We start from the raw sequence: 284 nt of genomic DNA, 5'->3' as shown, positions 1-284 counted from the left end.
GCATGAGATAAAGCTTCGATAACCAGCGATACCCGCATGTGATCGGCGAGTGCATGGCCGACGAGCTTGCGCGAGTAGACGTCGATGACCGTGGCCAGGTACATGTTCTTGCCGCCCTTACACGGCAGGTAGGTGATATCGCCTACATAGACGTGGTTCGGCCTATCAGCGGTGAATCTGCGGCCTACTAAGTCTGGCATGACTCGACGGCCAGGCTTGCGCCTGGTGGTGATACATCGACGCCGTTTACTAAAGCCTTTCAGCCCCATGGATTTCATGATGCG

Annotated in this window: 1 protein-coding gene; it reads right to left on the bottom strand. The window is 56.0% G+C overall.

Annotation, left to right across the window (positions count from 1 at the left end; genetic code table 11):
- Positions 1-284 (bottom strand): DDE-type integrase/transposase/recombinase (locus HMPREF2760_RS08440; protein WP_148138854.1); only part of this gene is annotated, 284 nt, incomplete at both ends.

Origin of the sequence: Corynebacterium sp. HMSC065D07 (assembly GCF_001810695.1) — a bacterium.
GTDB classification, from domain to species: Bacteria; Actinomycetota; Actinomycetes; order Mycobacteriales; family Mycobacteriaceae; genus Corynebacterium; species Corynebacterium hesseae.
This window is presented reverse-complemented; position numbering and strand designations above follow the sequence as displayed.